This window comes from Nitrosomonas cryotolerans ATCC 49181 (assembly GCF_900143275.1).
GTDB classification, from domain to species: Bacteria; Pseudomonadota; Gammaproteobacteria; order Burkholderiales; family Nitrosomonadaceae; genus Nitrosomonas; species Nitrosomonas cryotolerans.
The window spans coordinates 362,933-388,825 of the sequence record NZ_FSRO01000001.1; the positions used below are offsets into that span (position 1 = coordinate 362,933).

General features: G+C 42.7%; 24 protein-coding genes and 2 pseudogenes. 12 read left to right on the forward strand and 14 right to left on the reverse strand.

The window, feature by feature from the left end; all coding sequences use genetic code 11:
- Positions 1-13 precede the first annotated feature (13 nt).
- On the reverse strand, positions 14-184 hold the full coding sequence (locus BUQ89_RS13815) for a hypothetical protein (protein WP_218146766.1): 171 nt from the start codon (positions 182-184) through the stop codon (positions 14-16).
- 73 nt (positions 185-257) lie between these two features.
- On the opposite strand from BUQ89_RS13815, the pseudogene BUQ89_RS13820 reads away from it, so the two are divergent.
- From BUQ89_RS13820 to BUQ89_RS01560, 3 genes and pseudogenes are all read left to right on the forward strand, one after another.
- Positions 258-446 (forward strand): annotated as a pseudogene (locus BUQ89_RS13820) (RNA-guided endonuclease InsQ/TnpB family protein); the annotation flags it as partial.
- A gap of 706 nt (positions 447-1,152) precedes the next feature.
- A complete protein-coding gene (locus tag BUQ89_RS01555; protein ID WP_028462050.1) occupies positions 1,153-1,401 on the forward strand; it encodes a hypothetical protein in 249 nt (82 codons plus the stop codon).
- 38 nt (positions 1,402-1,439) lie between these two features.
- Positions 1,440-2,237 carry a carbonic anhydrase gene (locus BUQ89_RS01560; protein WP_028462049.1) on the forward strand — a complete coding sequence of 266 codons (798 nt, stop codon included), beginning with the start codon at positions 1,440-1,442 and terminating at the stop codon, positions 2,235-2,237.
- 599 nt (positions 2,238-2,836) lie between these two features.
- Here BUQ89_RS01560 and trxC read toward each other — a convergent pair.
- The 5 genes from trxC to BUQ89_RS01585 form a co-directional block, all read right to left on the reverse strand.
- Positions 2,837-3,265 (reverse strand): thioredoxin TrxC, encoded by a 429-nt coding sequence (gene trxC, locus BUQ89_RS01565; protein WP_028462048.1) that lies wholly within the window; start codon positions 3,263-3,265, stop codon positions 2,837-2,839.
- 103 nt (positions 3,266-3,368) lie between these two features.
- Positions 3,369-3,680 (reverse strand): chaperone modulator CbpM, encoded by a 312-nt coding sequence (locus BUQ89_RS01570; protein ID WP_028462047.1) that lies wholly within the window; start codon positions 3,678-3,680, stop codon positions 3,369-3,371.
- Between the two features lie 3 nt (positions 3,681-3,683).
- Positions 3,684-4,625 (reverse strand): DnaJ C-terminal domain-containing protein, encoded by a 942-nt coding sequence (locus tag BUQ89_RS01575; protein WP_028462046.1) that lies wholly within the window; start codon positions 4,623-4,625, stop codon positions 3,684-3,686.
- Positions 4,626-4,979: 354 nt separating this feature from the next.
- Positions 4,980-6,152, reverse strand: coding sequence for an alkaline phosphatase PhoX (locus BUQ89_RS01580; protein WP_051537653.1), 1,173 nt, complete (start codon positions 6,150-6,152; stop codon positions 4,980-4,982).
- 222 nt (positions 6,153-6,374) lie between these two features.
- A protein-coding gene (locus tag BUQ89_RS01585; RefSeq protein ID WP_143772736.1) for an IS3 family transposase occupies positions 6,375-7,546 on the reverse strand; the annotation gives its coding sequence in 2 pieces (ribosomal slippage) (positions 6,375-7,297 and positions 7,297-7,546; 1,173 coding nt in all).
- Positions 7,547-7,780: 234 nt separating this feature from the next.
- On the opposite strand from BUQ89_RS01585, the gene BUQ89_RS01595 reads away from it, so the two are divergent.
- A complete protein-coding gene (locus tag BUQ89_RS01595) occupies positions 7,781-8,533 on the forward strand; it encodes a hypothetical protein (RefSeq protein ID WP_036574244.1) in 753 nt (250 codons plus the stop codon).
- Between the two features lie 117 nt (positions 8,534-8,650).
- Here the strand turns inward: BUQ89_RS01595 and tnpA are convergent.
- A pseudogene (gene tnpA, locus BUQ89_RS01600) lies at positions 8,651-9,067 on the reverse strand (IS200/IS605 family transposase).
- A gap of 30 nt (positions 9,068-9,097) precedes the next feature.
- On the opposite strand from tnpA, the gene BUQ89_RS01605 reads away from it, so the two are divergent.
- Positions 9,098-10,330: an RNA-guided endonuclease InsQ/TnpB family protein gene (locus tag BUQ89_RS01605; protein WP_074202466.1), complete on the forward strand. Its 1,233-nt coding sequence runs from the start codon at positions 9,098-9,100 to the stop codon at positions 10,328-10,330.
- 524 nt (positions 10,331-10,854) lie between these two features.
- Here the strand turns inward: BUQ89_RS01605 and BUQ89_RS01610 are convergent.
- The gene (locus BUQ89_RS01610; protein WP_074202467.1) at positions 10,855-11,820 is read right to left on the reverse strand and encodes a transposase; all 966 of its coding nucleotides are present in this window, start codon (positions 11,818-11,820) and stop codon (positions 10,855-10,857) included.
- A 413-nt stretch (positions 11,821-12,233) separates the two neighbouring features.
- On the opposite strand from BUQ89_RS01610, the gene BUQ89_RS01615 reads away from it, so the two are divergent.
- Together BUQ89_RS01615 and BUQ89_RS01625 are read left to right on the forward strand one after the other, a co-directional pair.
- On the forward strand, positions 12,234-12,959 hold the full coding sequence (locus BUQ89_RS01615) for a hypothetical protein (RefSeq protein WP_051537598.1): 726 nt from the start codon (positions 12,234-12,236) through the stop codon (positions 12,957-12,959).
- A 618-nt stretch (positions 12,960-13,577) separates the two neighbouring features.
- Complete coding sequence (locus BUQ89_RS01625; protein ID WP_028461599.1) at positions 13,578-14,927, forward strand: porin; 1,350 nt, start codon at positions 13,578-13,580, stop codon at positions 14,925-14,927.
- Positions 14,928-15,012: 85 nt separating this feature from the next.
- Here BUQ89_RS01625 and pgl read toward each other — a convergent pair whose 3' ends face one another.
- From pgl to BUQ89_RS01655, 6 genes are read right to left on the reverse strand one after another with little or no spacing between them, the layout of a single operon-like run.
- Entirely contained in the window at positions 15,013-15,693 is a 681-nt protein-coding gene (gene pgl / locus BUQ89_RS01630) for a 6-phosphogluconolactonase (RefSeq protein ID WP_051537597.1), read from the reverse strand.
- Entirely contained in the window at positions 15,693-16,334 is a 642-nt protein-coding gene (locus tag BUQ89_RS01635; RefSeq protein ID WP_028461597.1) for an HAD family hydrolase, read from the reverse strand. Before BUQ89_RS01635 ends, pgl begins: the two co-directional genes overlap by 1 nt.
- Before the next feature lie 5 nt (positions 16,335-16,339).
- Entirely contained in the window at positions 16,340-17,269 is a 930-nt protein-coding gene (locus BUQ89_RS01640; protein ID WP_036573096.1) for an NAD-dependent epimerase/dehydratase family protein, read from the reverse strand.
- Positions 17,270-17,273: 4 nt separating this feature from the next.
- Positions 17,274-18,212 (reverse strand): phosphoglycerate dehydrogenase, encoded by a 939-nt coding sequence (locus BUQ89_RS01645; RefSeq protein WP_028461595.1) that lies wholly within the window; start codon positions 18,210-18,212, stop codon positions 17,274-17,276.
- The gene (locus BUQ89_RS01650) at positions 18,209-18,970 is read right to left on the reverse strand and encodes an HpcH/HpaI aldolase family protein (RefSeq protein ID WP_028461594.1); all 762 of its coding nucleotides are present in this window, start codon (positions 18,968-18,970) and stop codon (positions 18,209-18,211) included. Before BUQ89_RS01650 ends, BUQ89_RS01645 begins: the two co-directional genes overlap by 4 nt.
- 21 nt (positions 18,971-18,991) lie before the next feature.
- Positions 18,992-19,741 (reverse strand): 3-deoxy-manno-octulosonate cytidylyltransferase, encoded by a 750-nt coding sequence (locus tag BUQ89_RS01655; protein WP_028461593.1) that lies wholly within the window; start codon positions 19,739-19,741, stop codon positions 18,992-18,994.
- A 300-nt stretch (positions 19,742-20,041) separates the two neighbouring features.
- Here BUQ89_RS01655 and BUQ89_RS01660 point away from each other — a divergent pair, with 300 nt between their 5' ends.
- The 5 genes from BUQ89_RS01660 to BUQ89_RS01680 all read left to right on the forward strand — a co-directional run bounded on the left by BUQ89_RS01660 (position 20,042) and on the right by BUQ89_RS01680 (position 25,891).
- Complete coding sequence (locus BUQ89_RS01660) at positions 20,042-21,307, forward strand: hypothetical protein (protein ID WP_028461592.1); 1,266 nt, start codon at positions 20,042-20,044, stop codon at positions 21,305-21,307.
- Positions 21,308-21,374: 67 nt separating this feature from the next.
- Positions 21,375-22,142, forward strand: coding sequence for an FkbM family methyltransferase (locus BUQ89_RS01665; RefSeq protein ID WP_245812868.1), 768 nt, complete (start codon positions 21,375-21,377; stop codon positions 22,140-22,142).
- A gap of 50 nt (positions 22,143-22,192) precedes the next feature.
- Positions 22,193-23,461 carry a hypothetical protein gene (locus tag BUQ89_RS01670; protein ID WP_028461590.1) on the forward strand — a complete coding sequence of 423 codons (1,269 nt, stop codon included), beginning with the start codon at positions 22,193-22,195 and terminating at the stop codon, positions 23,459-23,461.
- 56 nt (positions 23,462-23,517) lie between these two features.
- A complete protein-coding gene (locus BUQ89_RS01675; RefSeq protein WP_036573091.1) occupies positions 23,518-24,531 on the forward strand; it encodes a glycosyltransferase family 2 protein in 1,014 nt (337 codons plus the stop codon).
- A gap of 139 nt (positions 24,532-24,670) precedes the next feature.
- Entirely contained in the window at positions 24,671-25,891 is a 1,221-nt protein-coding gene (locus BUQ89_RS01680) for an O-antigen ligase family protein (RefSeq protein WP_245812869.1), read from the forward strand.
- Positions 25,892-25,893 lie beyond the last annotated feature (2 nt).

Below are 25,893 nucleotides of genomic sequence, written 5' to 3' on the forward strand. Positions count from 1 at the left end.
GCTGAGTGGTACGCTAGCATTCAGACCGAGCGCAAGGTTGAACAGCCAGTTCGATTGAGTCGCCAGGACGAAGTGTCAAAAGCAAAGCGGCCTCAATAAGCTGATTCTCGATCAGGGCTGAGGTGAATTCCGCCACCAGTTGGAATACAAGCAAGCCGTGGCGTGGTGGTGATGTGCTTGTCATCAATCCACGTAACATAAGCCGGACGTGTTCGGCCTGCGACCATGTGTCCGTCTAGAATTGCACAACGCAATCCAAATTCGCGTGTGTCGAATGTGGGTACGCAGAAAATGCAGATCTCAACGCGGCCATCAATATTCTAAGGACAGGGCATGCCCAGCTCGCCTGCCAAGTGAACGATGCAGCAATGCCGTCAGCAACAGAAACTCACCGAAGTCATCTACCCCATTCCGGGGTAGAGGCAGCAGGAATTTCCTGTCTTTAGGCGGAGGCGGATGTCAAGACGATTATTTTGAGGTGATTTCATAATAGAACCTTAGAGACCTTTACAAAACCCCAGTAGTTGAAAAATTAACCATTTATAATCAATCATATAAAACCTATTGTGAGGATTTTTGAAAAAATCTCTATGGATGATATTTCAATCACCGGTCCGACGGGGCGGGTTCTTGGAGATAGTCGTCGATCCTGTTTGTTGTTAGGTGTGCTTGGATTGTGGTCATTGAACTGGAAATCCGGTTTTTTTAGGGAAGGAAGCTGTCAACCAGCATTATTTAGGATTAGATAATCTCGATAGCGATACCATTTATCAAACCTTTATAGAGAAATAATAGCGAGCAGAATTTTTATTTTTCTGTGATGGGGCGTATGTAATAGAACTAATGATATCAAAGACATTATTTTAATTTGTTCTCTTTTTCTATCATGAGGCTGAACTCCTTTAGCTGAAAACTTCACAAATTAATGACATTAACATCACATTTTCTTAACAAAAGATATGATAGATTTTAGAAAAAATAGAAACATTGAGAGTGATTAAATTAAATCCAGATAGAGAAGTTGGTAAAAATATAAGCCGTATTTTTACTGGCACCCTGTCTAAAAATTGATTCACTTTAAATAAAAGAAATGCAAATGTTTTATTTTTAGTCTTTATTTGTTGATCCCGGTTTTTTCAAAAGAGGAAAGCTATGCTTGTCAAGAAAATACTTTTTATTATTGTTTTGAGTTTTAGTTCTTCACATCTGGTTGCATCTGAATCAATTGATTTTGCACCTAACACGGATCAGCAGAAAGCACCGGATACCAATCAATTGAAACAAATAGAAGAACCTGCCCCTTCTGCAGCAGAGAAAGATAATCATTCTTCATCCAATCAACAGTCTAGTGTGACTAAAACAATAAATATGGTTGATTATTGCAGAAAACATACCTGCTGAACGAGATAAGCTGATTTTGTCGAAATAGGAAGATAGGCATGAAAATTACTAAAATTATCGTTATATATGTTGGACTTATTTTTTCTTTCCAAATAGGAATAGCCTTTTCTGGCCCACATTGGAGTCATGAGGAGCAGTCAAAATGGGGGGCAATCGAAGACTCATCCCAGACAGAAGTCCCTTTAATGTATCCCTATGCCGAGTGCAGTATTGGCAAGCACCAATCTCCCATTGATTTTGCTGCAGCTGAAGTGAATCGGGAGAAGAAATTAAATAAATTGAGAATCTGGTACGATGTTGATAATGCGCCGGTTTTTTATAACAGTGGTCATGGAATCCAAGTCAATACTTCGCTGGATTATAAAGGAGAAGTTGAAGTGGGAGAGGAGTCTTACCCATTAATTCAATTTCATTTTCATGAGCCAAGTGAACATGTTGTGGGTAATAAAAGATTTGCTGCTGAACTGCATTACGTTCATGTCAGAGCGGATGGAAAAATTTTAGTGTTGGCTGTAGCGATTGATGAAGGTGAAGAGAGTGCAGCATTTCAAACGATCTTGAATAACATGCCGGGCCTTGGTGGAGACAAAAATGAAGGCACCGGCATCAAAATTGATCCGGCATCATTGCTGCCTATAAATCATCATCATAGCGGTGATTTTTATTCAATAACGGGCTCATTAACGACGCCACCTTGCAGTGAGGGAGTCGCCTGGTACGTTTTGCCAGAGCCAATCACAATATCAACGGCACAACTGGAACAACTAAGAGGATTTTATACTAATAATGCAAGGCAACCACAAGACTTAAATGGTCGGGCCATCTTGACGGAATAGTGATTTGGGAAAGTAAGGTCGTATCTGAAGTTGAATGTGAGAATCTCGATATCATCAAGGCAATGTACCGACCCAGTTTTAGGATAAGTGTGTATTGGGGGGGGGCATCGCGATCGGAGATAATTTTTAATATAGCCGGTTTGTCAGGTCATATTTTGATTTAACTGGCTATATTGGGTAGCTTTCCTGAGAGATGTAACCTGAAAGTAGAATTAAGACTTTGATATGGATAACTAACCAGATGAGACAGTCTGAGTCATTGCTTAATGCGGCGTGTAAAAATTTTTGAGTTGAGGAAGATAACTGAGATTGGCTGTAGAGAATTGGCCGCTGCCCGCTTTATTTTTGTAAAAAAATTAAACTAAATACGATGTGAAACTTTTGCAAAAGCTCTCACCGGGAGTTTTATGCTATTGATTGTAAATAGCTAACTTTTCAACTGTTGGGGTTTTGCAAAGGTCTCAGAAGTTGTATCGAGCGATCTTCTGGATTCTTCAAGCACAATCGTTGGATTGCAGCCTACCACGATAAAATCGTCATCTTATTCCGTGTTTGTCTATAATTTGGCCGCCATAACAATATGGGTTTATTCACACAATTTAACTTTGTTCCTGTGCCCATCGCACAATATCCTCCTTACTCATAGCACCTGCTTGTCTTGCTATTTCTTGGCCAGCATTAAACAAAATTAAAGTTGGAATGCTGCGAATATTAAAACGGGTGGCTAATGTTTGCTCATTTTCAGTATTAATCTTTATCAAGCGCACTTGTGGTTCGAGTACAGCGGCTGCTTTGGCAAAGGCGGGAATCATTACTTTGCAAGGCCCACACCATGGTGCCCAAAAATCAGCCAATACTGGAATATGGCTGTGTGAAATGTGTTGATTGAATGTATTGCTGGTTAATTCAACTGGATGTGCTGTAAAGAGTGGCTCATGACAAGCACCACATTGAGGTGATGCGGACAGGCGATTCTTGGGAACGCGGTTAGTTATATGGCAATGTGGGCACACAATATGTAAGGACATGGTATGGAGCCTTTTCAGAGTGAATGATCGAGTTTGATATCGATTGAAAAATGAATGGAATGTTAATCAGGTTGGGTCATAAAAAGTTGTTTAAAGCCTGTAGTCATGGCTTTAATCCTGATTTTTGTAGATCGGCACGTAATCTTTCAATTTCCTCTATCAAATCGGCGACTAGTCCAGCGAGTTCTGGATTGCAGTCGAAGTCTCTCTCTAAGGCTATAATTTTGCGTGCACGTATAAAACTATAGCTATTAAACATCCATTTAGCCGGATTCGGGTCTGGATCATCATTGAGTAATACACCGCATTGGACGCGTTCGATAATCCATTGCTGGCTAACATGACAACTTTGCGCTAATTCATCCAGACTGAGCAATGTATCTTCTAGTGAGGTACCGATGATTTCTTGTGACATAACTTAGGCTCCCGAATCCTGACGTGGATTGAATATGAATTCTCGTGCCATCGCTTGATAAAATTCGCGTTTCTTGGGTGTGTCGGCAGGTGGTAATATGACTTCGAGAATTAAATAAAGATGGCCTGGTGCCGCAGCAGGAATACCGCGCCCTTTAAGGCGAAGCTTATAACCTGTCTGCGATTTTTCCGGAACATGTACTTCAACCATGCTATTGGGTAGGGATATCCTAATGGTAGCACCCAGTGCGGCCTCCCAAGGTGTGACCGGTAATGTCATATAGATATCCTTGTTCTCGATACGATAACGAGAGTGCGGATTAAAATGTACTTCCAGGAATAGATCACCGACTGCTTCCCCTCCTGCTCCTGAACCACCCTGACCAGCCAGCCGAATTACCTGACCCGCATAAATTCCTTTGGGAATGCGGACGTTGAGATGGTGCTCAACGAGCAGAGTATGTCCTTTATCATCGATCTTCGGCATGCGTAGGGTCAGATTGCGCTGGGTGCCATGGTAGGTATCTTCTAGATCGAGCAGAATTTTGGCATGGTGATCTTCGCCGCGCATGCGGTGATGGGGTTGTCTTGTGTTGGCTCCCATTCGATTACCGAATAATTCTGAAAAAAACTCGCTAAAATCAGTAGATCGAGCGTCAGAGAAGCCACGTCCAGTGAATTCAAAGCCAGCATCCCAGCCCGGCGGTGGTTGAAAATCTTTCCCGGGTTGGGAACCCTGCCCTAATTGATCATAGGCTGCACGTTTTTCGGGATCGGAGAGCACCGCGTTGGCTTCATTTACTTCCTTCATTTTATGCTCAGCATTTATTTCTTTGGAAACATCCGGATGATATTTGCGTGCCAGACGACGAAATGCTTTTCTGATGTCCTCGGCAGTTGCATTACGCGCAACTCCCAATATTTTGTAGTAATCTTTGAATTCCAAGTCGATTCTCCTTGTTTAATTCACTACAATGATGGCCGGCTCAAGGATAAATAATATCACTCAAATAATTTATTCAATATCTGAAAAATGGCAAATGATAGAAAAATAATACTGATGCGACGGCTGTTATATTGACTAGATGAAATGTTAGGAGATCATAGCATAGCGATGATTTTATGGAGGCGAGTCTATATTCTGTCTGAACTTAAAGGTTTTAATTGTGGGTTACGAGTAGGCTGTACCCAGTGGAAAATGGCGTATCATAATTTGAAACATGCATTATGCTTCCTGTGCTTCAGATTATGAAGGGTGGATAAACGAGATACTAACCAGTGGTGAGAAGCGTTGTTGCTATCAAAAAGGCCCTGTTATTTCAAAAGTCATTCCATCTTCTGAATGGCCGGTTCTGCCTCTTTGTGAACTGAAATATAATCGGGAGCCATCAGGACTAAAAGCTGGCCCAGTAATCTCGGAACGATCATGACCAATAATTTGCAACAAAGGATGCACTTCATCACCGGCTATAACGACAATCTGCATGTTGCCATTGTCTTCAGCCACCAGTAATTTACCAGAAGCATTGGCGGTAATATTATCTACACCGGTTAAGACAGGGCAAAAATATAACGCAGCATTATAGATAATGTTGAGATTATTATTCCTGGTATCATACGACCAGACCCGATCATCTCCTTTCGTCGTAAAATAAACAATTCCCTGGTGGTACCAGATACCTTCTCCTCCATTGAAAGGTGTACTTTTTGCAACCTGTTTGCGTGTCGGTATGGTGATCGCTAATGGGTCTGGCAGGCTATGCCAGCGTAGTTCCTTGGTGTGCCCATCGATAGTCTCAGCAATCTCAAGAAAGCCATCATCAAGGTTAGGATAACCGGCCGCATTGAATGATCTTGCGGTATAGCGATATAAACAACCATCCGGTTGATCTTCGGTTAAATAAAGTTGTTTGTTTTCCGTATCGATTGCAATGGCTTCATGCCGAAATAGGCCCAGTGCATTTCTTGGCTGGGGAGCATTCTTTCCAAAAGGGTCGCATTCCCAGACCTGCCCCTTGTCGATTTCCTCACAGGATAGCCAGGTTTGCCAGGGGGTATGCCCGCCGGCACAATTTCGGGTCGTGTTTTTTAAAATTGAATAAGCATCCATTAATTCACCCTGTTGATTGAAGCGCAATGCACCGACTCCGCCCGCGTTATCCTCTAATTCACTATTGGAAACATAAATCCAGCCACCATTATCAGTTGCAAAAGTAGCGCCGCCATCAGGTGCGCTATGCCATTTGTAGCCAAATAGGTTTTGTCCGGAAGATGCAACGATGCGGGATGTGAAACCCTTGGGTAGACGTACACCATTTCTATCTGGAGGTTGGAGTCTGCCCAGCGATGCGCGTGATAAAGATGCCGCTTTCATAGGCGCTAAGAATAAACTGCTGCCGACAAAGGCGCTCAGTCCCATGAAACTATATTTCAGCAGGTTGCGCCGTTTTATATTAAACGAATTATTTTTCATGCAGTAGTTGCGTTATCAGGTTCTGGTTATGGATTGCTTGACAATGAGATACCTTAGTTGGAGCACTCAATTTGGTCGTTGTTCAAGAGAGAATAAAGAGTATATAAATTTATCCGATTTTATCTGACTCTAATTCGCTGAATAAATACCGTATAGTATGTTCACTATGTTTGAGAGTGAAAATAGAATTGTGACATGGTCAAGTAAAACCGTACACCCCAGTTAAGCGACTTTTATCATTTTTGCGGCTTCTGCTTCATATTGATTTGGACTTTTGTATCCCAGATATGAATGTAGTCGGTAACTGTTGTAGAACATGGAAATATACTGCAATATATCCTGCTGTGCTTCATAGCGGGTCTGATAGCTTTTCCATTGGACACGCTCCTGTTTTAGGCTGCCAAAGAAACTTTCTGCAACAGCATTATCCCAACAATCACCCAGACGACTCATGCTTCCTATAAAACCATTATCTTTTAGCAATCTTCGATATTCTTTACTGGCATATTGTGACCCGCGATCCGAATGTACAATCAAACCAATTTGTGGTCGACGCTGCCATATGGCCATCCTCAACGTATCACAAACCAACCGCGCTTTCATTCTTGAACTCATACCCCAACCAACTATTTTTCTGGAAAACAAATCAATTACAATCGCCAAATACAACCAACCTTCTTGCGTCCAGATGTATGTGATGTCACCAACATACACCTGATTTGGGCCAGCAACATCAAACTGTCGATTCAACTTATTATCGAATACCGGTTGTTTATGATTACTGTTCGTTGTTAATCTGTACTTCTTCCGGTGTCTTACCTGAACTCCAGTCTCTTTCATCAGGCTTCGAACTCTCCACCGACTAACCGTATAACCTATTGCATTTAAAGCCTTCTTTATTCTACGGCTACCATAGGTATAATGGCTGGATTCTGCAATATCAAAAATAATATCAATGAGTTTGATGTGATACGAATTATCAAAATAATTTGCTCGACGCCGAACATAATCATAATATGCACTACGACTCACCCTAAACAGCCGACACATCATGCCAACTGGATAGGTCTTCTTCTTTTGGGTGATGAACGAATATTTTACTTCGTTTCTTTCGCGAAGAAGACCGCCGCCTCCTTTAGTATTTGTTTCTCCATCTTAAGCTGCTTGTTTTCTAACTTTAAACGTCGAATTTCCTCTTGTTCCGGCGTTAACTTTCCATTCCCTCGAAATGCCTGCCCATCATTATCCGCCTGGTATTCCTTGATCCATCGCCTGAGCATGTTGGCGTTGATCTCAAGGTTACATGCAGCTTCTGCAACTGTATAACTCTGATCCAATACCAAGCTTACTGCATCTAATTTAAATTCTTTTGTATATTGTTTTTTTGCTACCATCTCTTCCTCCAGTTAAGAATATTTTCTCTCAACCGGGGTGTCCGGGTCTATTAAACCATGCCATTGAGTTATGCGTGAGTGGAACAGATATCTATCTCCTATTCCTTGTTTCTGTGAAATCTTTCAACTCGGTTAATCTTCCTGTATAGATAAGATGAAAGTGTAGCAGAGCCGGTATTTACAAGATATTATTGGCCATCCTCTTTTGTCATGAATATCAATGGGTACATTAATATGAGTGCCTTATTAAGAATACGTTATATTAGCACGCATTATCTGTTGTTGCTCCTGCTCTTGGTACCTGTTTCCTGCCCAATTGCTGCACAATCATTGCATATTGATTCAAAGGGTTATGCTCTGGGTCAGCTAAGCGGTGTTCATCGAGAGCGGGCCGGGAATAGAGCTATACGTGGAGATATACTGCTTGGCCACGAAGGTAACTTCACTTTAAACCGTCAGCAAGTAGAGCAGCAACCTTCCGGTTTCATTGCCAATCCTTGGTCCTTTTGTTTCGAGGATGATCGTTATGATGAGCTTGAGAAGCTCGTTGGCAGTTACGTTGTGCTGGAATACAAGACACCCAGGAAATCTGCGTTACTTTCTTGCTCTGCAATAAACGAGTTAATTCATATTTATCCGGTATCACAGCGTCGATTACTGAATCAGACTCAGTTCGTCACTGATGAGCTGGGTTTGCATAATGAAGTTTCATCCGGCGTTGAATTCGGCGTAATCACGAATGTGATAGAGAGTGAGGAACGAAATAGACGATATTCTTTAACCTTGCAGGTTGGAAATAGCGGGAACCAATTTCGGCATTTTAATACGATGGATCCAGATCTATTTTACTTTGCCGTTGAATGTTTAAAAATGGCAGTAAATGTGAGAATACATTACATTGAGCAATTCTCCAAAGGGTTGCATTATGATGGAGGCACGATATTGTATGTCTGGAAGGTAGAGATTCTCGGTCGGGGGGTAAATTAACAGTCTGCTATCAGATCTCATGAAAAACAGAGAGAGTGATAATGAGCAGTCTTTATCAAATAGCGCGTAAAACTTCGTCCTTCAGGGCGGAGATATAAGCGCACAGGCGAAGCCTGTTTAATGCGGTCTTTGCTGTTGTTCAATATATTGCTTAATAATCGAGAGTGGTGCTCCACCACAACTACCCGCAAAATAGCTTGGACTCCAAAGCATATTACCCCAAAGCTTATTTTTAATTTCGGGATAATTCTCTTTGCGAATAAGTCGGCTTGAAACGCCTTTCAAACTATTTACCAAGTTAGAAATAGCAATTTTTGGTGGATAGTTAACTAAAAGGTGAATATGATCATGCTCACCGTTAAATTCCACCAATTCTGCTTCAAAATCCAAACACACGTTTTTAAATATTTCTTCCAAGTCAATTAATACCCTTCCGGAGAAAACATCTCTACGGTATTTTGTTACAAAGACCAAATGAACATGAAGATTAAAAACGCAATGTCTTCATGTTCTTACATCGTTATTAACTTGCATAAACCAATTCCTTTTTGTATAATTATAACCATGAAGCAGATTATACGCAAAGCCTTTAAATCTCGACTCAATCCAAATTCTGACCAAGTACAGAAGATGGTTGAGTTTGCGGGTGCTAATCGGTTTGTTTGGAATAAAGCCTTAGCAATGAATCTGTTCAGATTAGAGCAGAAACAGCCATTGCTTTGGTACAACGAGTTGTCATTTTGGCTAAAGCTATGGAAATCCTCAGAAGATTATGGATTTCTAAAAACCGTTCATTCTCAACCGTTGCAACAAGCCTTAAAAAACTTAGAAAAAGCGTTCAAAGACGGTTTTGATAAAAAACAGCCTTTAAAACGGATTCCAAAATTCAAGAAAAAAGGTTTGAGTGACAGCTTTCGTTATCCACAAGGATTTAAGCTGGAGCAAGAGTCTAACAAAGTGTTCTTGCCTAAAATCGGTTGGGTGAAATATCGTAATTCACGCCAAGTCATTGGTGACGTTAAAAATATGACGATTTCCCGTAAAGGCGGTTATTGGTACGTGTCGATTCAGACTGAGTACGAGACCGAGCTAAAGCGTCATAGCTCAACCAGTATGATTGGTGTTGATATGGGCGTTACCCGCTTTGCAACCTTGTCAGACGGCTCATACGTAGAACCTTTAAACAGTTTTAGAAAGTTATCAAAGAAACTGGCTTTTGAACAGCGTAAGCTGTCTAAAAAAGTCCGTTTCTCTGCTAACTGGAAAAAGCAGAAACAAATCATTACCCGACTGCATGAGCGTATTGCCAATGCTCGTTTAGACTTCTTACACAAAACCTCAACCGAAATCAGCAAAAATCACGCAATGGTCGTAGTTGAGAATTTAAAGATAGGAAACATGTCTAAGAGTGCCAAGGGCAGTGTTGAAAAGCATGGTAAAAACGTCAAAGCGAAATCGGGTCTAAACAAATCCATTCTTGACCAAGGATGGGGAATGTTCGTTTCGTTCTTGGAGTATAAACAGGCTTGTTCAGGCGGGGATGTATTGAAGGTAAACCCTCAATACACCTCTCAAACCTGCCCTAGATGTCAACATGTTAGTCGTGACAATCGCAAAAGCCAAAGTGCTTTTGAATGTACAGAATGTGGATTTAAAGCCAATGCCGACTTGGTAGGTGCCTTGAATGTACTTGAGCGAGGATATCGCTTGTTAGCCTGTGGAGTTGAAACGTTAGTTTCGTCTAAGAAACAGGAACCAGTAGGCAGTAGCAATACAAACCTACTCTTAACGGCTTAATAAGTCGCTAGGAATCCCCTTCGTTTAGGAAGGGGAGGATGTCAACCTGCTATCAAAGCTTATGCTGAAGCAGGAATAGAGAAAAATCTGCATTGGTTCTATAGCAAGGGAAATATTGTGACCGTATTAGATAGTGCGATTCATTCCCTGATTTCAGCCCCTGGTCCCGGTGGCATAGGGATGGATTTTGCAATGGCTGGCGTCAATCATAAGCCATTCGTAACCCGAATAGTCAATCAAGATTTCTAGTATTTTTTTAAACTCCCTTTTCGCGCCAGCGGATAAAGCGGCGGGGCGCATTGCTTCAACCCTCGTAATCCGACGACAAATCCCGCTGCGGTGTTTCCTCCGTGCGCATAAGGGGCTGTCGCGTAATTCAATTATTTGCGCCTTGATGCAAAAGATTTACTATTTTTCTTAAGATAGTAGTCTAGATGCTGCGTAAACAGTGACTAAATAGTAGTTATATCTATGAGATTTGTTAGATTGATGCGGTTTTAGCTGATTCTGGACGCAATGGCTCCTCAAGAAAAGACGAGACCAGATGGATTAAGCACTAAAATACGTTTGAGGTTGAAACTGATTGCAGACATAAACGCAGCAAATTGATTCTTGGCGATACCGCGATAACGCACGTTTCGGTTACGTTTAGAGAAAACGCGTTCATAAGGCATTCTCAAGTGACTGAGCCAGCGATCTTTGTCATGATTTTTCGCTAGCATGTGATTCATCATGATTGCCGCCAAATGGACACCTCGTTTTGCAGCGGCATGCTGTGCAGGTTTAGTGCAATAGCCTTTGTCCGCATAGATGGCCCCTGAACTAGGGCATACATGCTTGAGCCCTTTTGCATCAGTCACATTCCCTGGTGTCACGGCTATCTTGTTGATTAAACCCGATTGCATGTCAACAGAGCTATGCTGTTTATAACCATACCAATATTTGTTTTTTCCTTTACAACCAATCTTTGCCTGCTTATCACAGGCGAGCTTGGGCAGTACTTCGTTGTTAAGCTTGTCCAGTTTTGCTTTGATTGCCCGATCTCGTTCTTTCCATAAATTCGCTTTGGCAATTAAGTGTGTTGCATCCACAAACGTAAATACCTCACTGATCAAGCCATGACGGGCAAGCTCTTCGCGCATCTGAGCAAATAGTTGGCTCAACCGTTCGGTACCTATGCGCTTACGGGTACGATAAAACGCATTGTGATCTGGCGTTATCTCACTTAATCCAAATCCACACAACCATTTGCCACTCAGGTTCTCTTTCAAAAATCGTTCACATTCCCGATCACTTAAATCTTCCATAAACTGTAATAACAAACCGTAGAACAGACGGACTATGCCGTAACCCTCTCGGCCTAAATCAGATGGCACGCCAGATAAACAACGCGTAATAAATGTTTCATTGAGTATCTGCTTAAAATAACGGTAAGGGTGATCAGGAGGAACTAACTCCTCCAGTGAAATCATTTCAACTTGACGGGACATGGCTGTTTCTTCCAATAATAGTCGTGCCTCTATTTTAACAAATCAATACGCCACATATCTTGATTTCGGGATATTTCGAGACAGGCCCATAATCCAGGAAACGGCATAAATGAACTGGCAGTTATCTCTAGCGATGCTTCCCCAAATGCCTTGAAGGTCAGGCAAATGAATCTTAAGTGGCCCCATACTTTGTTATGCCTGTGAGGTGAATGTGTCGTATGAGATTCTTTCGTTTTACAAGAACCTCATGCTTTCTATTTCATGACTATATTATTTAGATTGCACCATAAAATAGAAAAAACCGTACGACAGACACTGTTCCGTTTATCTTCCTATTCGAGCTTTGTTCAGGTTCAGCGTATCATACTCGTTTACTCTATTTTGGATTCAACTAGTCATTGAATGTAAATGAAATGAAGATATTAATTTCGGTAGTTTCGCTGTTTCTTTTTTTACTCATACCGAGCGTCAGTCATTCTTCTAGTGGAGGATCCTTTAGCAATACTCCTCGTCTTCCTGAACCCATGGTGTTTGATCTTGTTCTACCATTAGGGGCTCAGAAAAATGAATATGAGCTTAATGCGCTGTTTCAGCACGATTTTGCAAATGACGCCGTCACTATGAATCCTGAATTTGAGTATGCTTATGCCGATGGATATGGCATTGAATTTGAATTGCCGATGGAAACGACTGGCGTAGCTGCCTATAAAATGGCTTTACAAGGTACGTTTGATTTTTTAAATACAAACCAATTTATCCACGGCTGGCAATATATCGGAGAATATCATCAGGATGCTAAGAAATTTGAGAATAATTTGTTGTATATATTCGGTTACCAGTTTAATCAAAACTGGAGCTTGCTTAATATGCTGGGCTCTCGTCTTAGTGATATCCGATCAAAAGGCCATATCGAGGGGTTAGTTAATAGCAATCTTTTTTATTCCCTTTCTAAAAATTTACTTATGGGACTGGAGACTAACTGGGAATTCCGACCAAACCGGCCCGATATGATGCTTGTTATGCCCCAACTTCATGTTCAGATAGCCCAGCATGCAAAAGTACAGTTTGGATTTGGAGTGAGGAAGGCCAGTCGCGAGTATTTTCCACATGTTGCTTCACGCGTCATTTTTGGTTTTTAAGCCTATTCATAAGGATATGAGGATTGATTTTCATTTGATCTTTTCAACTGGTAATTAGCTATATCAGCATTGTGGTATCGTCTTCTTGAAGGTAGAATGCTGCCAGACTTCAGATGGCATCATTTCTATCATCCTGGTTTTCATGCGATAAGGCGTGAATAGAGGGTGGGTTGCCGTGAACTAAAGTAAATGATCGCATCGCTAATCAATATTATTAGATCGGATGCGTGAGGCTATAAAAATCTGGACATATCTATAAATTATCAATGTGAGCACAATACCTGTTTTAGATCCTGCTATTAAAATCCAAACACTTAATAAAATTAATGTGTGATTTTAACTTCATGAAAACGGCTGTGATGTGTTTATTCAATATCTCTGACGTATGCACATAGTTAGGAAATAGATAAATGCCTGGAAATACCAATAAGGGTTTATAGGAAAAATCTATCTTCTCGAAGGGAAATTCAGCAGCTACAGTGTATACCCAACGCAGCCAAAGCATCGTTTTGGACGTGCTCATTTTTGAGCCAGAACTAACCAGCGCCAATTTCTTATGCGGAATTTGAGTTCGCATAAAAATTATTGAAGCGCGAATTTTTATTGCCACCCCAGAAAATGAAATACCTAAAGTGGTTATTAAGTGCCATCGCAGGCAGCCTGTTTTTTTTTAATACTTATTCAATGACGCTCTATGCGCATAACCTGAAGCATCTATTGAAAGACAATCGGATCGCATTGGGTGGTTGGATAAACGGAGGGGTGACTCTTAATCCTAGTCAGAAGAATGGGTTTAATGGTCCGGTGATTATGGCGGATCAGGCTAACCGATTTCAGTTAAATCAATTAAATTTGTTTATGCAACGGGCTGTTGTATCAGAAGGTAATACCTGGGATTTTGGTGGGCGCTTCGATTTTATGTTTGGGACAGATGCTGTTTTTACTCAAGCTTTTGGTGTGCCTACGCTGGATGTAAATTCCGGAAAACCCTTAAAAAGAAGCAATTGGGATCTTGATCTGTGCTGTGACTCTTCAAGAACTTATGGAATTGCACTTCCGCAAGCATATCTGGAGGCACATGTTCCTGTCGGTAACGGACTTAACGTCAAATTAGGTCATTTCTATAGCCCTATGGGTTATGAGACGGTACCGGCGTCGGCACCGGATAATTTTTTTTATACGCGAGCTTATAACCTGAATGTGGGAGAGCCCTTTACTCATACTGGTTTGCTTTCGGAATATAAGCTTAATAAAAACTGGTCCATTATCGGCGCAGCGGTTACGGGTAGCGCGAATGGTGGCTGGGATGGCGGCTGGGACAAACAACTGGGAAACTGGAGTGGGGTGGCTGGTTTTAATTGGACCAGTGATAATCATTTAACTTCGCTTAAAGTTATCGGTAGCTATGGTGAAACTTCAACACGCAGCAGTGAGCCATGGGCAACGTATAATATTGTGCTGAAACACAGAATTAATCCTAAAACCTCGCTGGCTTTACATCATGTCTGGGGCTATGCTGGTGGCGTTTTATTGGATAATCCAAAATATACTAACGTCATAAAAGATACGCAATGGATTAATTTAATGGCTTATTTATATTATGACATTACGGATAACGTATCGGTAGGTGTGCGCGGTGAATGGTTTCGTGACAGAGATGGCTCCCGCAATCCATCACCCTTTCGCATAGCGGTTACTACCAATATAGTGAATGGCAAGGCAGTGAGTCCTGCGGGTGATCCTAATCGTGTGACTATTATGCCCGCAGATTATTATTCAACAACCGTGGGCGTAAACTGGAAAGCAGCCAAGACGCTAAAACTTAAATCGGATTTAATGAGGAAACTAACTATTCGTTCGAATATCCGTTATGATCGAGTAGATGCTTATCACGCGCCTGCGTATAGACCTTTTGCCGGGAATAAAGATCAAGTTTTGTTTTCGCTTGATTTTATTCTGCCTTTTTGAGTGCGCAGATTGGTGTCAGATTATAGGTAGCATGCATTCTTAAAGTTGTGATCTATTGATCCTGGATTGTACGTTCGTTCGTATCTTAGAAGGCGTCCGTTTCAAAAATCGTAATTGGGGCCGAGCTGCGTTGCAATAGCCAGACAAGTGGGATTTTGGGGTCCAGGGTTTCATTCAATTGATCCAGCAGGCGTCGTTTTGTCATGCCGGTTACGATCAATGCAATATGCTGGCTATCGGCTAGTGCGGCCAAGCTTAGACTAATGCGAAGTGACGGTGCAATGGGTGTTTCAACAGCAAGGCATAAGGATGTCATCTGCTGGTCGGGATTCATTCCAGGAAATAGTGACGCAATATGACCATCTTCTCCCAAACCGAGTATCGTTAGGCTGAATGGCCGCGGTATCTTAATGAGGCGTTCATGAATTTCAGTGATTGCTGCAGAAGGGTGGAGATGATGGGTTTTTAAGCCAATGAAATTCACCTTATCAGTCATCTGTGCTAACAGATATTTCCGTACCAGGTGCTCATTTGAGATGGCGGTGCGGGTATCTACCCAGCGTTCATCACTCAATGTCACGGTTATTCTGTCCCAGGGCAGTGAATGGCGACCGAGGGTGGGCAGGTAATGGCGAGGGGTGTTACCGCCAGGAACGACCAGGCTGGCTTTGGGTTGTTTGGCGAGGGTATCTTTTAAAGCAGTCGCCGCAAAATCAGCAAAATCCATTGCCAGGTGGTGCATGTTTGAATAGTAATATCTTTGCATCAATTAATCAGCGCACATAAATCAGGCATCGTTTTAACCTGTTCTGGAAAAGGATTTTGATCTCCCGGACAGACGCGGCCCAGGAATGCGATGCCGTTTTGTTGTGCGCTCTCATAGTCTATCAGTGCATCGCCGATCATTAGAACGGTCTCAGGTACCAGATTATGAGTGGTTAAAATATCTGCAATCAGGGCTGGCTTAAGCGTAGGTGCGCCGTGTATTGCGGTAAAGTAAGGCGCTAAGCCTCGTCGCGTAACAATAGTTTTAAGTTCGCTTTCTGGTGTGCCTGAAGCAATAAATAACGGTATTCTGGAGGCTTCTTGGTAAATGAATTCATGCGCGCCGGATACAGCAGCACTGGCAATCACAGCTTCCATAACGAGCTCGGAAAAGCGACGATCCAGTGTCTGTTCTTCACTGAGTGTCAGGGGCGGTTTATTCAATAAATGCTGTTGGAAATAACGAAATTTATGATAACGGGATAGACCGCCGTGTTGTTGATGATAATGCACAACAGCGGTAACGACTGCGTCACCATAGGAACGATACAGCTCAGCAAAGGCCTGTGTTTTGATCTGTCCAGATTCGACGATAACGCCATCAAAGTCAAAAATAATGGCTTGGCAGTTTGATGTTTTCATGGTCGCTATGCTTTATTATCTGAGGTGGAAGGCGTTGCATCATCATCCTCGCTGGCGTGTTGCGAGTTTTTGTGAATATCCCGAATGCAGTCAAGTAATCCTTGTCCTAAATCAACATGTTCGTTGAGTACCAGCTTGCGTCCGATTCTCGGCTGAAAGGCATAAGGCGTAATTTCGTAATGATGTACGGTATTCGCTTCGTCAAAATTTAATTCAACCGGCCATGGCATGATTTCGGAGATCATGGTCATGACATCTCGAATACGTAATCTTTCCTGACCCGTCAAGATCAGATGGCGATTGGCGTATTCTGGCGAGAGTATCTGTACACTCATGCGTGCAGCATCTTCAACATGAATATACTCCCGGATTGCATTACCTTCGCCCTGGTAAGTGATTGAATGCTGTTCTATGGCTTCATGTAGCATGCGGTAAATGCCATTACGTTTATCGGCTCGCCTGCCATATAAAGAGCCATAACGTAAAATATTGTAATTCAGCCCATAACGATCGTGATAAGTTTCGGTAAAGCGTTCGGCAGCTTGTTTGCTGGCACGATAAAAAGAGCCAGATTCGGAATAAACATAGACACTGCTGGCAAATACAAAGCGACGTGCACCGGCGAGGCGGGCTGCTTCCAGCGCGTGCATATTACCTAATACATTGATTGTTGCCGTCGCGACGGGTTTATTATGTGCTTCATCGATATCGGCAATTGCTGCAAAATTATAGACAATAGCCGCACCTTCGGCTGCTTCGATTACCTGAGTGGAGTTCATAATATCTCCAACAATCATTTCCTGATCTTGTCTTTGATAAGGAGATGGTGTGCGATCGAATAATCGTACCTGATAACCTGCGGCAGATAAAGCGTCAGCAACATGGCTACCCAGAAAGCCACTGGCGCCAAATACGACCGCAATTTCAGGCGCCATTAATTTATGTGTCATGGATTAAACCTGTCTTGATAAGTCCCTGCAGTAGATTTTCTGCAGCTTCGATTTCCATACGCTGACGTGCTTCCTTTGCGAGTGAACCCATATGGGCGGTCAGAATTATCTGCTCATATCCAAGTAATGGACCCTGATAGGGTTCTTGTTCAAACACATCCAGCGCGGCTGCACTTAGCTGGCCATCGTGCAACGCATTACCCAGTGCGGTTTCATCGATCAGCCCCCCTCGTGCGGCATTAATTACAATGGCCCCTGGTTTCATAGTGGCAAATGCCTTGGCATCCAGCAAGTGGTGTGTATCCGGGCTGTAAGGTAGATGCAGGCTAATAATGTCTGCTTGCGCGAATAATTCATTCAAGGATGTTAATGTCACACCCTGTGATGATTGATCCAGATGAGGATCATGCGCAATAACTCGGGCACCAAAAGCTTGACATAGATGTGCGACCCGGCGGCCGATGTATCCTAAGCCGATGATGCCCACCGATTGTGCAGCAAGTAATTGACCTTGCAAGCGTGGCCATTCACCTTTACGTAGCAAACGGTCTGTCTGGCATATTCGTCTCAAAGCAGTCAGCATCAGTCCTAGTGTCAATTCTGCGACTGCCTGAGCAGGTGCTTCGGGTGTATTAAACACAGCCATATTATAGTGTTGTGCCGCAACCAAATCGACGTTATCCATGCCTGTGCCGCAACGCGAAATGACTTTTAAGTTTTTGGCAGATGCTAAAACACGCTCAGTTATGGGCTCGATCCCTGCGATCAACCCAATTACATCATCATCGAGTAATGCAATAATTTCATGTTCAGTAAGCTTACGTCGATGGGGATTGCTAATAACTTGTAATCCCTTCTGTATCAGGCGCTGGACAGGTGCATTATTGTCTATATCGAATGATGAGGTAGATATAATCAATTTATTCATAGTGTTGCCCGAATAGTTTGCAGATGGTTGCGACAAATGGAGTCCAGTATGCGAATATCTAAACTATAGCCGAGAAAATTGAAGCCCGCCTTGATGCGTTGTTGTAGCGCATCAAGATCGGGTTCGATCACATGGATGCCCCCTGGTTTTTTTGCACGACATCCCGCATAGTATATTTGCTCTATTGCGGCTTGCACTTCAGGATGGTTTAGTTCGCCCGGTCGGCCCATGGAACCCGACAAATCATAAGGACCGATAATGTAGGCATCAATTTCCGGAACAGCAAGAATCGCATCAATTGTATTGACTGCGTCTACATGCTCAATCATGGCAACAATGATTGCATTATCTTCGAGCCAGCGTTGATACGCTGGGAAGCTTGCGCCATAGCCTTGCGCTCGAGCTAGACCGACGCCCCGTTGTCCTCGAGGCGGATAGTAAACAGCCTTTACTGCGGCCTTGGCATCAGCAGCAGATTTAATCATGGGGACCATTATACCGGTAGCGCCAGCATCTAAGACACGTTTAATCTGGTCAGGATGGTTTGAAGTTAAACGTACGATAGCTGGACATTGTTTTCCGTCAAGTACCTGGATTATTGTCTGAACTTCATTTAACTCAAGGACGCTATGTTCCATATCCAGTACTAACCAATCAAATCCGGCCGCCGCCATGATTTCGGCAATGGCAGGGTGACCTAGCGTAATCCAGGAGCCGATCGTCAATTCAGAACGAATCAATTTTGATTTCAATTGCATAGAGATTCCTTAGTGAACCACTTAATAGGTGCTAAGCAGCGGGTCGGTTTCCATGAGTTTAGCGACGCGAACCAAGTCTGTTTCAGTGTCTACTGCCTGAGTGTTCAGCGTGGTGTTGATCATCTTGATTCTATGGCCATGTTCCAATAGGCGCAGCATATCTATGGATTCTAGTTGTTCCAGTGGCGTCGGTGCTAAGTTTGTGTAATGAAATAGGGTGGCGCGCCGGAATGGAATAACACATACCTGTTTAAAAACACTAGCTTGCATAAATCCGGATTTGGCCAATGTCGGAATCGGCTGGCGCGACATATAAATGGCATCGCCTTGCAAATTCATGACAACTTTGATTGTATTTGGATTACGAAAATCAGCCTCGTTGTCAATTTTATGTACCAGATTAACACAGCCCAACTCTGGATCATTTTCAAAGGGCGCCACCGCGATATCCAGCATATCGGGATGTGTCATGGGTTCGTCACCCTGCACCATTACAATCAGTTCCGCATCAATATGAGTGACCGCTTCGGCGACGCGGTCACTTGCGCGCTCATGTGTATCGGCGGTCATGATTACAGGTGCGCCGAATTTTTCTGCGGCCTGTCGAATCGCCTCATCACAAGTAGCGATATAGGTGGTATCGATGGCCTTGCTCAGGGTAACGCGTTTATACACATGTTCTAACATGCTACGGCCAAGCAATTTTGCGAGGGGTTTGCCAGGAAAGCGCGATGAGCCCATGCGCGCAGGTATCACAGCTATTGTTTTCATTTTATAATATAGTTATCGAGTATTTATTGATTTAAAATATACAAGTTCTATCCCATGCTCTGAGTAAAAATGTGGTTGGTTTGGATGGTTTATCTTGTCATCTGAGTGATGTGTTATGAAAAATTCATGTGCTTGCATTTTTTACCATGGATTCACTGTTTTATACGATTCTGTTACTGGTAATTGAATGGTTGCAGGTGTAGAATGGCAGCGCTTCCAGTATCTGGAAATATCTAGAATAACGAATAAAATGATAGAGATACCGATTTTTTCTAATACGTTTGCAACCATAACGTGGGCATGAAGGCCCTTTTCTTTCTTCGTCATTATAACGATATTGATCATATTACCCCGATCATTTTTAAGTGGATTGATTCGGGCCACCAGTGTGATGTTGTTTTGATTGGTTCTGTAAAATTCCGTAACGATTTTCGTATTGAATTCTTAAGCAAACTGAATGGTGTCCGCGTTGCACATGTCCGTGAACTGTTTTCGCCCCTGGAATATATCAAATGGCGATTACAGATGCTTTTGCTGACGGGAAATCTGAGACGTTTGTTTATTGGCCCATTCGTTCGTGTATTAGCGGATGTCTATCATGCAAGGCGCCGTGATCCTCTGTGGCGGCGCACCGCTAATCGATTACTAACAAGAAGCTTTGAAAAGAATGATGGTGGTGTGATTGCCTTTGATTGGATTGAAAGAAACTCAGTAATTTGTGTCGAATGGGTTGAAGTTGTCGTGATGATGGCGCATAACATGGGACTGAGCGCTGTATCGCTTCCGCATGGTGACAGCCCGCATGCTAATCAGTTAATCCGTCGTGGTGAGCGGCGCCTTGAACCCGATACTTTGTTTTCCACGGCCCGAATATTCGATAAGCTTGTGGTACCTAATGAATTATGTGCCAAGCGTTTTCGTCCTTTTCTAGATGAATCGGCGTTAGCCGTACTTGGGTCGCCGCGTTACTGTGAAGAATGGTTAATTCAATTGGCTGAATTACTGCCACCCTCACCGTTAACGCGCTCAGATAGCCAACTCAAAATCGTTTTATTCTTAAGAAAAGCTAATTTCACGACATTCTGGGAAGAAGTTTCTGAAATAGTGCACATGATTGCCGCTTTTCCAGGAATAGAGTTGGTGATAAAGCCGCATACTCGTAGTGGTTGGAAACAATCACTGACTAAGGATAGTTCAATAAGACGGCTGTCTAACGTGACGATAGCGGGTGAAGATATGCATTCTGTACATCTAATGAATTGGGCAGATGTCACGATTGATCTGGCCACGTCGGTTGTATTTGAGGCCGTGAGAGCAGGGAAACCCGTATTGGCGGCGGATTATTTGCATGCCGGGCGTTCTGCCATTGCGGTATATATGCCTGAAACAGAACTGAGATGCCGGGATGATGTATACGAGAAAATTGATTATTTTCTATCCCATGGGTGCGATTCTTTTTATATTGAAGCCCATCGCCAGCGCTTTCTCAGGGAAATGCTGGATGTTCCAGACCAGAATGTGTTACCTCGTTACGTAGCGCTGTTAGAGAGCGCGGCTAGGATATGATCGTTGTGCAAAACATATCGCCTGGTTGGATCGTAAACTCCATTTAATCACTATAGACTGCGATAACATGATGCGATTACAAAATATATTTAAAAATCTTGTAATCGCAGCTTATAAAATTGGAGGTGGATGTACAAATATTAAAGTCAGGGGGCAGTCCATACTGGTTTCGATAGACCATTGGCGAGTTCTTAAACGAGCAAAGACATACTCTATAAAAGAACCGGATACGCTTGACTGGATAGATAATTTCAGACCTGATTCGTGTTATTTTGATATTGGTGCAAATATCGGCCAGTATTCCCTGTATCCGGCTAAGAAATATGGTCAAAGTATTCAAATTTATGCTTTTGAGCCTCAGAGCAATAATTATTATTCGCTAAATAAGAATATTTCGCTAAATAAGCTGACGAAAAATGTCACGCCCTACTGTGTTGCGATATCCGGACAGAGCCAGTTTTCCAGATTGTATATACCCAAATTTATTCCTGGCGGGAATCGCTCCCAATTTGGAAAAGAAGATGCTGAGAATATGAAAATACCGGCTAGTCATATTCAAGGTATGTTTGGCGTGACGCTGGATGATCTGTGCGATAAATGGGGGTTTCCTTATCCGGACTATATTAAAATTGATGTAGATGGCATTGAGATCGCTATTCTCAAAGGAGCAAAGCGTGTATTAGCGCATCCGGATCTAAAATCTGTTATTGTCGAATTGGGAACACCGCAGGAACAGAAAGAAGCGATCTTTCTGATGAAAGAAGCTGGTCTGATTATAAAACAAAAAACAATGCAGAACTGGGGTGAAACGTGCTTTATATTTGAAAAAATTTAGCGCACATGCGTGTTCATTTCTGATTCTGCTTATTATGAACCGCAAGTAATATGAAAGCACTTTTTTTTCTTCGCCATTATAACGATATCGATCATATTGTACCGGTTATTTCCGAATGGGTGCACTCTGGCCATCATTGTGATGTGGTGATAATCGGAAAAGCAGGATTTATCAAGGACTTTCGTATTGAGTTTTTGAAAAAATTGGACGGGGTTCGTGTCATTCATATTCGTCAACTGCTTTCCCTCATGGAGTTTATGCGGTGGCGATTGCAAATGTTATTGTTAGTTCGTAGTTCGCATCATTCTTTCATGGGGCCGCTTATTAAGTTATTGGCCGAAATCTATGATTCTAAAAGGCGTGGACTGATCTGGCACCGAACTGCTCGATATTTATTTGAATATGGTTTTAAAGAGGGACAGCAGGGTGTTATTGTCTTCGACTGGATTGAAAGGAACTCAGCAATCTGCGTTGAGTGGGTTGAAGTGGTGGTGGCGATGGCCCGTACTAGAGGATTGGGAACCGTATCGTTGCCTCATGGTGACAGTCCTCATGCCAGTCAACTGATTCGACACGGAGAGTGGCGCCTCCAACCTGATATTTCATTCTCTGCTGCAGGAATGTTCGATCAGGTTGTGGTACCAAATGAATTGTGTTCCAAGCGCTTCCGTCCGTTTCTGGATGCCAGAAAAATAGCAATATTGGGTTCACCGCGCTATTGTGATGAGTGGTTAGCGAGATTGGCGTTGTTGTTACCACCTTCGCCATTGGTACGTTCTGATAGTCGTCTTAAGATAGCTATATTTCTGAGAAAGGCGAATTTCACAACTTTCTGGGAAGAAGTCGAAGAAATGGTAAGGATGATCGCTGCTTTTCCGGGAGTAGAGTTGATGATCAAACCACATACACGTGGCGGCTGGAAACAATCCTTAACCAAAAGTACTGTATTGAGGCGTTTGCCAAATGTGACTATGGCGGATGATGGCATCCACTCTACTCATTTGATGAACTGGTCGGATGTTATTATTGACTTAGCCACGTCGGTTGTATTTGAGGCAGTGAAGGCAAGTAAGCCTGTTCTGGCAGCGGACTATTTGCATGCGGGTCGTTCCGCGCTTGCCGAATTTATGCCTGAAACCGCATTGCACTGCCGAGATGATGTATACGAAAAAATTGATTATTTCCTATCCCATGGTTGTGATGTCTTTTATATTGAAGCGCATCGTCAGCGCTTTCTCAGAGAAATGCTGGATGTTGGAGGGACAGATGTTTTACCTCGTTACGTTAGCTTATTGGAAATGCAAACCCGGAAAGAATAAAACGTATTAGTATTGTATTTTTACGGTTCATTGATTGCTGAGGATCTTGCCAGGAGATGACGAATGTATCTGGGAAGCCATCGATTGACGTGATCATTCCGGTCTATAATGCGCCGGCATTGACAAGGCGCTGTATTGATTCGGTGGTTGCCTATCTGAGTCCATCGATACGATATATCTATATTCAAGATGACGCATCGGATATTGAAACACGCGAGATGCTGGATCAGTTGCCATACGCTGATATCCATATTTATCATGCGCAGAGAAATCAGGGTTTTGGTATGTCCGTTAACGAGGCTGTTGCTCGATCTAATGCCGATTTCGTGCTGATATTGAATTCTGATACCGAGATGTGTGCGGATTTTTTGCCTGTATTGTATGCGACATTTGTAGCTGACCCGCAGCTAGCTATTGTTAGTCCAGCGCAAGATGGTTTTACTCGATATGATGTGAACCGATACTTGCGTCGACCAGGCGGCTATATTCCTGTTTATCATTACAAAGGCTATGCATTTCTGATTCGGCGTAGTGTTTTTTCTGGAGTCGGTGGGTTTGACCCAAAATTTGGCCGTGGTTACTTTGAGGATATGGATTTAAGTCGTCGGCTGAATCAACAGAACTGGCGTATGGGCGTGCATCCTGACACACGTATTTATCATAGGGGTGGCGGTTCATTCGGACGCGGTCAGGTTTATCGATCATTGATGCAACACAATCGCGGGCTTTATCTTTCATGCTACCCTGATGTGCGCCGCAATATTGTGTTGGTTTCAGATTGCTGCGACTTGCCAGACGAGCTGCACAATGCTATCGAGGATATATTTCGGCAAGGGGGTAATGTTCATTGGCTGACATCGGTACCCGTGCCCAAACTATCCTGCTTGCAGATGCGGAATAGTCGAACTGGTTTGGTGACGATAGTTAGGCTCATGTTACGTGGTTGCATACGTAATGATAAACGTATTTCTGCTGTATGGATTTTGCCGGGTATTCCGTATGCATTACGGGGCTTACTGGCCATTTTTGTCTATTTGCGTAAACTTGAAGTTATATTATGGAAAACGTAATTGCATAAAATCGTCTTCTCGGATTGATACCCGGATCAGTAGAAAAATGGATTGTTTTCCTCTGTTTCTCAGGAAATAAGTTTCCAGATAGGATCAGGAAGTGAGACAAGTATAATACGGCTCTGGGTTGGGGAAATCAATGGATGAAGAAAAAATCCGTTTGTCCAGTTGGATGCAAATGGGCATTTTATGGCGCGAAATACTCGTAAAATTTGCCTTGTTTTTTTTCTGTCTGGCAATTTGGCGTAATGAGCTGAATCTGTCTAGTTTCTTATTATTAATATTGGTCTGGTTTTTTGATAATGGCCTCGGTAAGCTGAGGCTGATAATCAAGGAGCCACTGGCTCAGTCGATTCTTGTTTTATGCGCTGCATTATTGCTGGGATTACTTTGGAGCGATCCACCTGAAATTGGTCGCTTGAAGTGGAAGAAATATTTTATTCTGCTGATGTTTATTCCTTTTCTGTCACTTCTGAATAAGAAACGTTTACCCTGGGCGATGATGGGACTGCTGGCTGGATATGCCGGTGTTTTATTCGCCGGTATTCATCAGTTCGTTATTCTGGGAGAGCCCGGTGTCGCACTCTTTAAGATGTCTTATCTGAGCTTCTCAGCGATGCTCGGAATTGGCGCGATACTGGCAGTTTATCTTGCGGATGTGAGTCGTTACTCAAAGCGGATTAGCATGCTGCTATGGGCTTTCGCGTTGATTCTTTTATTTATTCAATTTAATCAGAATGGAAGAGGCGTTCTTCTGGCAACACTGATCACTCTGTTATTTCTATTTTTTTTATTAAATCGGGAAAAAATAAGAAGGTGCGGAGCTATCTTGCTATCATTCATAATGGTGGTGTCACTATTTACTTTCAGTAGTACTGCTTTCCAGGATCGACTTACCCAGGCTAAGCGTGATATAGCGTTATTTCAACAAGGAAACTATAGTACGAGCGTGGGATACCGATTGGCTATGTGGGACGTAGGTTTAGATGGTATTGCCAAACGCCCATTATTGGGGCATGGTACGGGTATGCCCGAAAGCTATTTTGAGAATTCGGTTGTGACATATAAAGGAGGTATTTACAAAGATCTCCCCAGGTTTCATAGAACTTCTCATTATCATAACGATTGGATTGAAATAGGTATGCATATTGGTATCCTGGGTATGCTGGCTTTAGCTTTTCTATTATGGAGTTGGTATCGAACATTTAAAAGACATCATCTTCCTGTTCTGGGCATGGCCTTAGTCAGCTATATTTTCTTAGCAGGATTAACTGATACCTTCATTATTTATAGTCGGATTCCCTTATTATTACTGGTGATTACCGCGATTGCTATTCGCTGGCAAAAGAAGTGCGGCTGATC

What these genes read in the sequence shown, in the direction of transcription:
- BUQ89_RS13815 (WP_218146766.1), bottom strand. Translation starts at nt 184, where the DNA reads ATGACAAGCACATCACCACCACGCCACGGCTTGCTTGTATTCCAACTG.
- BUQ89_RS01555 (WP_028462050.1), top strand. Translation starts at nt 1,153, where the DNA reads ATGCTTGTCAAGAAAATACTTTTTATTATTGTTTTGAGTTTTAGTTCT.
- BUQ89_RS01560 (WP_028462049.1), top strand. Translation starts at nt 1,440, where the DNA reads ATGAAAATTACTAAAATTATCGTTATATATGTTGGACTTATTTTTTCT.
- trxC (WP_028462048.1), bottom strand. Translation starts at nt 3,265, where the DNA reads ATGTCCTTACATATTGTGTGCCCACATTGCCATATAACTAACCGCGTT.
- BUQ89_RS01570 (WP_028462047.1), bottom strand. Translation starts at nt 3,680, where the DNA reads ATGTCACAAGAAATCATCGGTACCTCACTAGAAGATACATTGCTCAGT.
- BUQ89_RS01580 (WP_051537653.1), bottom strand. Translation starts at nt 6,152, where the DNA reads ATGAAAAATAATTCGTTTAATATAAAACGGCGCAACCTGCTGAAATAT.
- BUQ89_RS01595 (WP_036574244.1), top strand. Translation starts at nt 7,781, where the DNA reads ATGAGTGCCTTATTAAGAATACGTTATATTAGCACGCATTATCTGTTG.
- BUQ89_RS01605 (WP_074202466.1), top strand. Translation starts at nt 9,098, where the DNA reads ATGAAGCAGATTATACGCAAAGCCTTTAAATCTCGACTCAATCCAAAT.
- BUQ89_RS01610 (WP_074202467.1), bottom strand. Translation starts at nt 11,820, where the DNA reads ATGTCCCGTCAAGTTGAAATGATTTCACTGGAGGAGTTAGTTCCTCCT.
- BUQ89_RS01615 (WP_051537598.1), top strand. Translation starts at nt 12,234, where the DNA reads ATGAAGATATTAATTTCGGTAGTTTCGCTGTTTCTTTTTTTACTCATA.
- BUQ89_RS01625 (WP_028461599.1), top strand. Translation starts at nt 13,578, where the DNA reads ATGAAATACCTAAAGTGGTTATTAAGTGCCATCGCAGGCAGCCTGTTT.
- pgl (WP_051537597.1), bottom strand. Translation starts at nt 15,693, where the DNA reads ATGCAAAGATATTACTATTCAAACATGCACCACCTGGCAATGGATTTT.
- BUQ89_RS01635 (WP_028461597.1), bottom strand. Translation starts at nt 16,334, where the DNA reads ATGAAAACATCAAACTGCCAAGCCATTATTTTTGACTTTGATGGCGTT.
- BUQ89_RS01640 (WP_036573096.1), bottom strand. Translation starts at nt 17,269, where the DNA reads ATGGCGCCTGAAATTGCGGTCGTATTTGGCGCCAGTGGCTTTCTGGGT.
- BUQ89_RS01645 (WP_028461595.1), bottom strand. Translation starts at nt 18,212, where the DNA reads ATGAATAAATTGATTATATCTACCTCATCATTCGATATAGACAATAAT.
- BUQ89_RS01650 (WP_028461594.1), bottom strand. Translation starts at nt 18,970, where the DNA reads ATGCAATTGAAATCAAAATTGATTCGTTCTGAATTGACGATCGGCTCC.
- BUQ89_RS01655 (WP_028461593.1), bottom strand. Translation starts at nt 19,741, where the DNA reads ATGAAAACAATAGCTGTGATACCTGCGCGCATGGGCTCATCGCGCTTT.
- BUQ89_RS01660 (WP_028461592.1), top strand. Translation starts at nt 20,042, where the DNA reads ATGAAGGCCCTTTTCTTTCTTCGTCATTATAACGATATTGATCATATT.
- BUQ89_RS01665 (WP_245812868.1), top strand. Translation starts at nt 21,375, where the DNA reads ATGATGCGATTACAAAATATATTTAAAAATCTTGTAATCGCAGCTTAT.
- BUQ89_RS01670 (WP_028461590.1), top strand. Translation starts at nt 22,193, where the DNA reads ATGAAAGCACTTTTTTTTCTTCGCCATTATAACGATATCGATCATATT.
- BUQ89_RS01675 (WP_036573091.1), top strand. Translation starts at nt 23,518, where the DNA reads ATGACGAATGTATCTGGGAAGCCATCGATTGACGTGATCATTCCGGTC.
- BUQ89_RS01680 (WP_245812869.1), top strand. Translation starts at nt 24,671, where the DNA reads ATGGATGAAGAAAAAATCCGTTTGTCCAGTTGGATGCAAATGGGCATT.